This window comes from Pseudorhodoplanes sp., from assembly GCF_046289595.1.
In the GTDB taxonomy this organism is placed as follows: Bacteria; Pseudomonadota; Alphaproteobacteria; order Rhizobiales; family Xanthobacteraceae; genus Pseudorhodoplanes.
The window spans coordinates 40,491-49,524 of sequence record NZ_JBKBVB010000013.1; the positions used below are offsets into that span (position 1 = coordinate 40,491).

Genomic DNA, 9,034 nt, shown 5'->3' on the forward strand with positions numbered 1-9,034 from the left:
CCGGCGCCCGCCGGCGGCCGGTCATCGTCACAGCGGCGCTGTCCGGGCGCGTCAGGGTTCAGCTAAGATGAAAGTCACCGTCGAGCGTGCGCATCTACTCAAATCGCTCGGCCACGTGCATCGCGTGGTCGAGCGCCGCAACACCATCCCGATCCTCGCCAATATCCTGATCCGCGGCGAGCGCGGCAAGCTGGCGCTCAAGGCCACCGACCTCGACCTCGAGGTCAACGAGTCGGTCGCGGCCGAAGTATCACCGAGCGGCGCGACCACCGTTCCGGCGCATATGTTCTACGACATCGTACGCAAATTGCCGGACGGCTCGCAGATCGTGCTGGAAGCTTCCGGCGAACGCGGCGTGCTGACGATCCGCGCCGGCCGCTCGCGTTTCACGCTGCAGACGCTGCCGGAGAGCGACTTTCCCGATCTTAACGCCGGCGACATGACCCACAGCTTCCGGCTGCCGGCGGCTGACCTGAAAACGATGATCGACAAGACCCAGTTTGCGATCTCGACCGAGGAGACCCGCTACTACCTGAACGGCATTTTCCTGCATACGGCGACCAGCGCCGCCAAGGCCGAGACGCTGCGCGCGGTTGCCACCGACGGCCACCGTCTCGCTCAATACGAAATTCCGCTGCCATCCGGCGCCAAGGGCATGCCGGGCGTCATCGTGCCGCGCAAGACCGTCGGCGAGGTCCAGCGCCTGATCGAAGACAGCGAGGCCGAAATCGCAATCGAGCTTTCGACGTCGAAAATCCGCTTCTCGATCGGCGACGTGGTGCTGACCTCCAAGCTGATCGACGGCACCTTCCCCGATTACGGCCCGGTGATCCCGCTCGGCAATTCGAAGATTCTGCAAGTCGACAAGAGTGAGTTCGAACATGCGGTTGACCGCGTCTCGACGGTGTCGAGCGAGCGCGGCCGCGCGGTGAAGCTTTCGCTCGCCGGCGGCAAGCTGACGCTGTCGGTCAATAACCCGGATTCCGGAAGCGCCACCGAGGAACTGGAAGTCGAGTACGATTCCGATCCGCTCGATATCGGCTTCAACTCGCGCTATCTGCTCGACATCGCCGCGCAGATCGACAGCGAGACCGCTATCCTGAAACTCGCCGATCCGGGTTCGCCGACCCTGATCCAGGACAAGGACGGCGGCAAGGCGCTCTATGTGCTGATGCCGATGCGGGTGTAGCGCTTTGTCATTCCGGGGCGCGTGTGCAATCACGCGAACCGCTCCTTCGGAGCCCGGCAGGCGCCCCGGAATGACGTGAAATCATGACTCCCGCCCGCATTCTCCGCCTCAATCTGACGAATTTCCGTTCCTATCGGGCGGCGAGCCTGAACGCAGGCGAGCGTCCGATCGTGCTGGTGGGGCCGAACGGCGCCGGCAAGACCAATATCCTGGAGGCCGTCTCCTTGCTGGCGCCCGGCCGCGGTCTGCGGCGCGCCACGCTCGACGAAATCGCCTTCAGCGAGGGCGACGGCTCCTGGGCGGTCTCCGCCGAAATCGAAGGCGCGCTCGGGCTTACGACGCTCGGCACCGGGATTGCGGCGCCGCATGGCGAGGAACAGCCGGCAACGCGGCTTTACCGCATCGACCGCGAGCCTGCGGGCTCGGCCGCCGACTTTGCCGAGCATCTGCGGATTGTCTGGCTGACGCCTGCGATGGACGGCTTGTTCGCGGGCCCTGCTTCCGAACGCCGGCGCTTTCTCGACCGCCTCGTGCTTGCGGTCGACGCATCGCATTCGGCCCGGGTGTCTGCGCTGGAGCGCTCCCTGCGTTCGCGCAACCGGCTGCTCGAAGACGCGAGACCGGATTTGCATTGGCTGGAGGCCGTCGAGCACGAGACGGCGGAGCTTGCTGTCGCGGTTGCAGCCTTGCGCGCCGAAACCGTCAGGCGTCTGCAGACGGCTTTGGCCGCGAGCCAGGGCGCCGCCACCGCATTTCCGTTTGCCGAAATCGCGCTGCGCGGATCGATGGAAGAGGCGGTCCTGGCGGAGCCCGCGGCGGAGGTGGAAGCCCGCTATCGCCAGCTCCTGCGCGACAGTCGGGCGCGCGACGCCGCGGCAGGGCGTACGCTCGAGGGCCCGCATCTCACCGATCTGCATGTCATCTATGGCCCGAAGGGCATCCCGGCCGCGGATGCCTCGACCGGCGAGCAAAAGGCGATCCTGATCCGGCTGGTTCTCGCCCATGGCGCGCTGCTCGCCGGCATGACCGGGCATGCGCCGGTGCTGCTGCTCGACGAGGCCGTCGCGCATCTCGATCCATCGCGGCGCGTCGCTTTGTTCGAGGCGCTGGACGAACTCGGCGCGCAGGTGTGGATGACGGGTGCCGACCCGGCCGCCTTCGCCGATTTTGCCGGCACTATCCAACTGGTCGACGTCGCGCCGGGCCGGGCAGTCAGCCGCAGCTGACGCCGCTTCTCGCCCAATACCGGAGCGCGAGGAACGGATTCCCCGGCCAGTGCTTTGTCTCGCCAGGAAAAGCCATCCACGGAGGACCGAAAGGCCGGGACCGCGTCATGAACCAGGACTACCACGAGAACCGGGATAACAAGGAACCGGACAAGGACGGGGTCGCGAAGGATCCGGCCGAGCGACTGCAGGAAGCGATCGACGGATTGCGCAAGGGCGTCACCAAGGTGGAGGTCTGGGCCGCAGCGTTATCGGCTTTTTCGCGGCCGATCCCGGATTACCGGCCGCACCCGAAATACGAGCTGGGCCAGCAGGTCCAGACCCCTGATTTTAGTGACAGCAATAGCGAGAGCGACCCTGGAACCGCGCCTCGCAAACGCCTCCGGAACGACTTCTGAAGCGGCCTCAATTTGGCCTGTTCAGGGCCTTGAAAATCGTTCAATTCCAATTACTTACGTGTACTGAAATAGGGCTGTACGCCCCGGTTTTTTCGTGTCACCAAGGCACATTCCGCCACCGTCTTTTGCAACTGATTCGAAGGCTGCCTGATGGCCGAGCCCGCCCGCCAGAACCCATCCGAACCGTCTCCGGAATACGGCGCGGAGTCGATCAAGGTCCTCAAAGGCCTGGATGCCGTGCGCAAGCGCCCAGGCATGTATATCGGCGACACCGATGATGGGTCCGGCCTGCATCACATGGTCTACGAAGTCGTGGACAACGCGATCGACGAGGCGCTGGCCGGTCACGCCACCGAAGTCGTCGTCACGCTCAATCCCGACGGTTCCTGCACCGTGCGCGACAATGGCCGCGGCATTCCGGTCGACATCCACAAGGGCGAAGGCGTGTCGGCTGCCGAAGTGATCATGACCCAGCTTCATGCCGGCGGAAAGTTCGACCAGAATTCCTACAAGGTGTCGGGGGGCCTGCACGGTGTCGGCGTATCCGTTGTCAATGCGCTTTCGACCTGGCTGAAGCTGACGATCTGGCGCGACGGCAACGAGCATCAGATGGAATTCCGCGACGGCGTTGCGACTGCGCCGCTGAAGGTCACCGGCAAGGCCGAAGGCCGCAAGGGCACGGAAGTGAGCTTCCTGCCCTCGCCGCAAACCTTCAGCATGACCGAGTTCGACTTCAATACGCTCGAACACCGGCTGCGCGAACTCGCCTTCCTGAATTCCGGCGTCACGGTCATCCTCACCGATGCCCGGCATGCCGTCGAGAAGCGCGAAGAGATGCGCTATGACGGCGGCATCGAGGCCTTCGTCAAATATCTCGACCGCAACAAGACGCCGCTGATCCAGCAGCCGATCACGATCCGCGCGGAACGCGACGGCATCGCTGTCGAATGCGCGCTGTGGTGGAACGACGGCTACCACGAAAGCGTGCTTTGTTTTACCAACAACATTCCGCAGCGCGACGGCGGCACCCATCTCGCCGGCTTCCGCGGCGCGCTGACGCGCCAGATTACCGGCTATGCCGAGAAGAACGGCACATCCAAGAAGGAAAAGGTCTCGCTGTCCGGCGACGATTGCCGCGAAGGCTTGACCGCTGTGCTTTCGGTGAAGGTACCCGACCCGAAATTCTCCTCGCAGACCAAGGACAAGCTGGTCTCGTCCGAAGTCCGCCCCGTTGTGGAGAACGTCGTCAATGAGGCCCTGCAGGACTGGTTCGAGGTCCATCCGGCAGAAGCCAAGACCATCGTCGGCAAGGTTGTCGAAGCCGCCGCCGCGCGCGAGGCTGCGCGTAAGGCGCGCGAACTCACCCGCCGCAAGGGCGCGCTGGACGTGTCGTCGCTGCCCGGCAAGCTCGCCGATTGCCAGGAACGCGATCCGGCGAAATCCGAATTGTTCATCGTCGAGGGCGACAGCGCCGGCGGCTCCGCCAAGCAAGGGCGCAACCGCGAATTCCAGGCGGTGCTGCCGCTCCGCGGCAAGATCCTCAACGTGGAACGCGCACGCTTCGACAAGATGCTGTCGTCGGCGGAAATCGGCACGCTGATCACCGCGCTCGGCGCCGGCATCCGCGACGATTTCGACATCAACAAGCTGCGCTATCACAAGATAATCATCATGACCGACGCGGACGTGGACGGCTCCCACATCCGCACACTGCTCTTGACCTTCTTCTTCCGGCAGATGCCGCAGATCATCGAGGGCGGCTACCTCTATATCGCGCAGCCGCCGCTCTATAAGGTCTCGCGCGGCAAGTCCGAGCAGTATCTGAAAGATGAGCGCGCGCTCGAGGATTATCTGATCGAGCATGGCCTCGAGGATACGGTGCTGCGGCTCGCCTCCGGCGAAGAGCGCGCCGGTGCTGACCTGAAAAAGCTGATCGAGAACGCACGCGCGGTGCGCAACCTGCTCCACGGCCTGCACAGCCGGTATAACCGCAAGGTCATCGAGCAGGCGGCCATTGCCGGCGTGCTGACGCCGAACGTCACCGGCAATCCCGAGGCGGCCGCAGCCGCGGCGGACTATATCGCGCGCCGGCTGGACGTGCTGTCCGATGAAACCGAGCGCGGCTGGCAGGGACGTTTCGATTCCGAGGGCTTCCATTTCGAACGCATGGTGCGCGGCGTGAAGGATGCCGCACTGATCGATCAGGCGCTGCTCGGTTCCGCCGATGCGCGCAAGCTCGACGAATACGCGCCGCTTTTGCAGGAAGTCTACGAGAAGCCCGGCACGCTGCGCCGCAAGGGCGAGGATACGCCGATCTACGGACCGGTCGGATTGTTCGAGGCAGTCACCGCCGTGGGACGCAAGGGAATCTCCATGCAGCGCTACAAGGGGCTCGGCGAGATGAACCCGGAGCAGCTCTGGGAGACCACGCTGAACTCGGATGTGCGCTCGCTGCTGCAGGTCAAGGTTCGCGAAGTCGACGAAGCAGACGATATCTTCGGCCGTCTGATGGGCGATCTGGTCGAACCGCGCCGCGACTTCATCCAGGAAAACGCGCTGCAGGCAAGCGTCGACGCGTAATAAGCTGGACAAAAAGGCAGCTCAACGTTGCCCGTGTTCGACATCGCGTTGCCGGAAAATCTGGCCAACGAGCTGGAGAAGGATTTTTTTGGTGGGAGCCCGTCGGTTCACAACCTCGCACGAACGCGCGCATCCTCGCTCAAGCGATGGATATTGCGCCGTTTGACGTGATCTGCCGGCTCGAGACCGATGTCGGCCCCCATGCGCTCGCCGAGTTGATGCTCCATGCAGAGCCGGGTTGGTTGAGTGAACGGTCGTGGGAGTTTTGGCGCGGACGCCTCATGCTCGCGACCGGGCGCCCTATACCTGAGGATGCGCCCCGGAGATCGTTCGACGATGCCACGGCAATGTGAGCCGAGACTCAACATTCTCCCGGCAGCGCAGAAGGAGATTTGGCGGCTGCTCGGCCCCGCTACGCGTCTTGGGCTTGTTCTCTATGGTGTCACTGCCGTCGCGCTTCATCTCGGGCATCGTCAGTCGATTGACTTCGACTTTTTCAAGTCAGAGCCGCTCGACAAAAGAAAAGTCGAGCGTTCTTTCGCGTTCATGCGCGACGCAAAGCCCATCCAGGAAAGCGAAAACACGTTGGTGGTCTCCGCCCAGATGCCCGCGGGGCCGGTGAAGATTTCTTTTTTTGGCGACATCAAGATTGGCCCGTTAAGGCTCCCCTTGAGACGCGGGATTGCGTCCTGTTGGTCGCCTCTCTCGAAGATCTGCTGGCCACCAAGCTGAAAGCGATTCTGGACCGGGCAGAAGCGAAGGTCTATCACGACATCGCTGCGATATTGTCGTCTGGGGTCTCTCTGGAACGCGGCCTGGGCGCTTTCGGAGAAATGTACAGAAGAGACCCGGTGCTTCCGCTGAAAGCCTTGGGATACTTCAAGGACGGTGATTTACCGTCACTACCCAACAGCCGACAGGACGTGCTTCGGGCAGGCAGAGACCGGGTAAAGACGATACCCAAGGTCACGATCACATATGGTTCGCTCTCCGGGTAATCCTTGATGGCGCTGTCTCAGCTCCGCAATCCCGGCGCCTCCTGGCCGGTGCGGGCGACATACTCGGTATAGCCGCCGCCATAGGTATGGACGCCGTCCGGCGTCAGCTCCAGCACGCGGTTGGAGAGCGCTGCCAGGAAATGCCGGTCGTGGGACACGAACAGCATCGTGCCTTCAAACCGCGACAGCGCCGCGATCAGCATCTCCTTGGTGGCCATGTCGAGATGGTTGGTCGGCTCGTCCAGCACCAGGAAGTTCGGCGGATCGAACAGCATCTTCGCCATCACCAGGCGCGCCTTCTCGCCGCCGGAGAGGACGCGGCAGCGTTTCTCGACGTCATCGCCGGAAAAGCCGAAGCAGCCCGCAAGCGTGCGCAGCTGACCCTGCCCGGCCTGCGGAAACGTATAGTCGAGTTCTTCGAATACCGTGCGTTCGCCATCAAGCAGATCCATGGCGTGCTGCGCGAAATAGCCGAGCTTCACGCTGCTGCCGACCGTCACGGTGCCTTCGTCCGGTTCGGTCGAGCCGGTGACAAGTTTCAATAATGTCGACTTGCCGGCGCCGTTGACCCCGAGCACGCACCAGCGCTCCATGCGCACGACGTGGAAGTCCAGCCCCTCGTAAATCCGCTTGCTGCCGTACCTCTTGTGGACGTTCTTGAGACTTGCGACGTCGTCGCCCGAACGCGGCGGCGGCATGAAGTCGAATGCGATCGACTGGCGCCGGCGAGGCGGCTCGACTCGCTCGATCTTTTCCAGCTTCTTCACGCGGCTCTGCACCTGAGCGGCATGGGAGGCGCGCGCCTTGAAGCGCTCGATGAACTTGATCTCCTTCGCCAGCATCGCTTGCTGGCGCTCGAACTGCGCCTGCTGCTGCTGCTCGTTCATCGCGCGTTGCTGCGCGTAGAACTCATAATCGCCCGAATAGCTGATGAGCGAACCGGCATCGATCTCGATCACCTTGTTGACGACGCGGTTCATGAACTCTCGATCGTGGGAGGTCATCAGCAGCGCGCCGTCATACCCTCTCAGAAAATTCTCCAGCCAGATCAAGCTCTCCAGATCGAGATGGTTGGACGGCTCGTCGAGCAGCATGGCGTCGGGCCGCATCAAGAGGATGCGGGCCAGCGCAACCCGCATCTTCCAGCCGCCGGAGAGGTTGCCGACATCGCCATCCATCATTTCCTGGCTGAAGCCCAGCCCCGCCAGCACCTCGCGCGCCCGCGCGTCGAGCGCATAGCCGTCGAGTTCCTCGAAACGGGCCTGCACCTCGCCGTAGCGTTCGAGGATCGCGTCCATCTCGTCGGTGCGGTCCGGATCGGTCATGGCGGCTTCCAGCTCTTTCAGTTCGGCCGCCACCGCGCTGACCGGGCCCGCGCCCTCCATGACCTCGGCGACGGCGCTGCGGCCGCTCATCTCGCCGACATCCTGGCTGAAATAGCCGATGGTCAGGCCGCGATCGACCGAGACCTGGCCCTCGTCGGGCTGTTCGGTTCCCGCAATCATGCGGAACAGCGTGGTCTTGCCGGCGCCGTTCGGGCCGACGAGGCCGATCTTCTCGCCCTTGTGCAAGGCGGCTGACGCCTCGATGAACAGGATCTGATGGCCGTTCTGCTTGGAGATATTGTCGATGCGGATCATGGGCGAGGCCGGAAAAATGAAGCGGCCCGCTTAGCGCAAGCGCGTGGCAGACGAAAGCGCCGATCAGGCGTTCAGCCCAAAAAAGCCGCGCGCCGGCCAGGCGGCCGGCGCATCCCAAAACATCCGGATAAATCGCCAGCCATTCTCGCGGGCGGGTGGAGATTGAAAAGGAATTAGAACTCGTCCCAGCCCTGGTCATCCTTCAGTGCGTTCGCGCCATGGACCCGCGGTGCCGACGCGACTCGCCGTGTCGCAGACTTCGGCTCGGGCTTCGCCGCCGTGCCGGCCCGGGGCGTTGCCGCAGGCCCGGCCTTTCGGCTGATGACCGGGGTAACGACATTCGGCGGCGCCATTTTCTGACCGAAATTGAAGAAGCTCATGCGCTCGCGCATCGCGCTTTGCTGGTCTTCCAGTGTCTTGGCGGTGGCGGCATTCTGCTCCACCAGCGCCGAGTTCTGCTGGGTGACCTCGTCCATCTGCACCAGCGCCTTGCTGATCTGATCGAGACCGCTGGCCTGCTCGGCGCTGGCGTTGGCGATATCAGACATGATGCCCGCAACCTGCTTGATCGATTCCACGATCTCGCCGAGCGAGGATCCGGCGCGGTTGACCAGGTCGACGCCGTCCTGCACCTGGACCGACGAATTGACGATCAGATCCTTGATGTCCTTGGCGGCCTGCGAGGAGCGCTGCGCGAGGCTGCGCACTTCGGAAGCCACCACGGCGAAACCGCGGCCGGCTTCGCCCGCGCGCGCGGCTTCCACCGCGGCATTGAGCGCCAGCAGGTTGGTCTGGCGGGCGATCTCGTCGATCACCGAAATGATGTCGGAAATCTTGCGCGAAGATTCCTCGATCCGCGCCATCGCCGAGACGGCTTCGGCCACGACCTGGCCGCCCTGGTCGGCGATCTGGGCTGTCCCTTGAGTCAGCGAATTGGCCTGCTGCGCATTGCTCGCATTCTGCTTCACCGTCGCGGCGATCTCCTCCATCGAGGCGGATGTCT

General features: G+C 63.6%; 8 protein-coding genes and 1 pseudogene. 6 read left to right on the plus strand and 3 right to left on the minus strand.

Annotation, left to right across the window (positions count from 1 at the left end; all coding sequences use genetic code 11):
- Positions 1 to 67 precede the first annotated feature (67 nt).
- The 5 genes from dnaN (at position 68) to ACK41X_RS05015 (ending at position 5,564) form a co-directional block, all read left to right on the plus strand.
- Positions 68 to 1,189: a DNA polymerase III subunit beta gene (dnaN, locus tag ACK41X_RS04995; protein WP_409719890.1), complete on the plus strand. Its 1,122-nt coding sequence runs from the start codon at positions 68 to 70 to the stop codon at positions 1,187 to 1,189.
- Positions 1,190 to 1,272: 83 nt separating this feature from the next.
- A complete protein-coding gene (recF, locus tag ACK41X_RS05000) occupies positions 1,273 to 2,415 on the plus strand; it encodes a DNA replication/repair protein RecF (protein WP_409719892.1) in 1,143 nt (380 codons plus the stop codon).
- Positions 2,416 to 2,522: 107 nt separating this feature from the next.
- On the plus strand, positions 2,523 to 2,813 hold the full coding sequence (locus tag ACK41X_RS05005; RefSeq protein ID WP_409719894.1) for a hypothetical protein: 291 nt from the start codon (positions 2,523 to 2,525) through the stop codon (positions 2,811 to 2,813).
- Positions 2,814 to 2,963: 150 nt separating this feature from the next.
- Positions 2,964 to 5,393 (plus strand): DNA topoisomerase (ATP-hydrolyzing) subunit B, encoded by a 2,430-nt coding sequence (gyrB, locus tag ACK41X_RS05010; RefSeq protein ID WP_409719896.1) that lies wholly within the window; start codon positions 2,964 to 2,966, stop codon positions 5,391 to 5,393.
- A gap of 27 nt (positions 5,394 to 5,420) precedes the next feature.
- Positions 5,421 to 5,564: a hypothetical protein gene (locus tag ACK41X_RS05015; protein WP_409719898.1), complete on the plus strand. Its 144-nt coding sequence runs from the start codon at positions 5,421 to 5,423 to the stop codon at positions 5,562 to 5,564.
- A 302-nt stretch (positions 5,565 to 5,866) separates the two neighbouring features.
- On the opposite strand, the gene ACK41X_RS05020 is transcribed toward ACK41X_RS05015, so the two are convergent.
- Positions 5,867 to 6,037, minus strand: a complete 171-nt coding sequence (locus ACK41X_RS05020) for a hypothetical protein (protein ID WP_409719900.1) — start codon at positions 6,035 to 6,037, stop codon at positions 5,867 to 5,869.
- A 36-nt stretch (positions 6,038 to 6,073) separates the two neighbouring features.
- Between ACK41X_RS05020 and ACK41X_RS05025 the strand changes: the two are divergent.
- Positions 6,074 to 6,391, plus strand: a pseudogene (locus tag ACK41X_RS05025) (nucleotidyl transferase AbiEii/AbiGii toxin family protein); the annotation flags it as partial.
- A 17-nt stretch (positions 6,392 to 6,408) separates the two neighbouring features.
- Here the strand turns inward: ACK41X_RS05025 and ACK41X_RS05030 are convergent.
- Both ACK41X_RS05030 and ACK41X_RS05035 read right to left on the minus strand, forming a co-directional pair.
- The gene (locus ACK41X_RS05030) at positions 6,409 to 8,031 is read right to left on the minus strand and encodes an ABC-F family ATP-binding cassette domain-containing protein (RefSeq protein ID WP_409719902.1); all 1,623 of its coding nucleotides are present in this window, start codon (positions 8,029 to 8,031) and stop codon (positions 6,409 to 6,411) included.
- Between the two features lie 173 nt (positions 8,032 to 8,204).
- The coding region (locus ACK41X_RS05035) for a methyl-accepting chemotaxis protein (protein ID WP_409719904.1) at positions 8,205 to 9,034 on the minus strand (830 nt) is incomplete at its 5' end.

Excerpts from the sequence above, each read along its gene's own strand:
- ACK41X_RS05020 (WP_409719900.1), bottom strand. The coding sequence starts at position 6,037 with ATGTCGCCAAAAAAAGAAATCTTCACCGGCCCCGCGGGCATCTGGGCG.
- gyrB (WP_409719896.1), top strand. The coding sequence starts at position 2,964 with ATGGCCGAGCCCGCCCGCCAGAACCCATCCGAACCGTCTCCGGAATAC.
- ACK41X_RS05030 (WP_409719902.1), bottom strand. The coding sequence starts at position 8,031 with ATGATCCGCATCGACAATATCTCCAAGCAGAACGGCCATCAGATCCTG.
- dnaN (WP_409719890.1), top strand. The coding sequence starts at position 68 with ATGAAAGTCACCGTCGAGCGTGCGCATCTACTCAAATCGCTCGGCCAC.
- recF (WP_409719892.1), top strand. The coding sequence starts at position 1,273 with ATGACTCCCGCCCGCATTCTCCGCCTCAATCTGACGAATTTCCGTTCC.
- ACK41X_RS05005 (WP_409719894.1), top strand. The coding sequence starts at position 2,523 with ATGAACCAGGACTACCACGAGAACCGGGATAACAAGGAACCGGACAAG.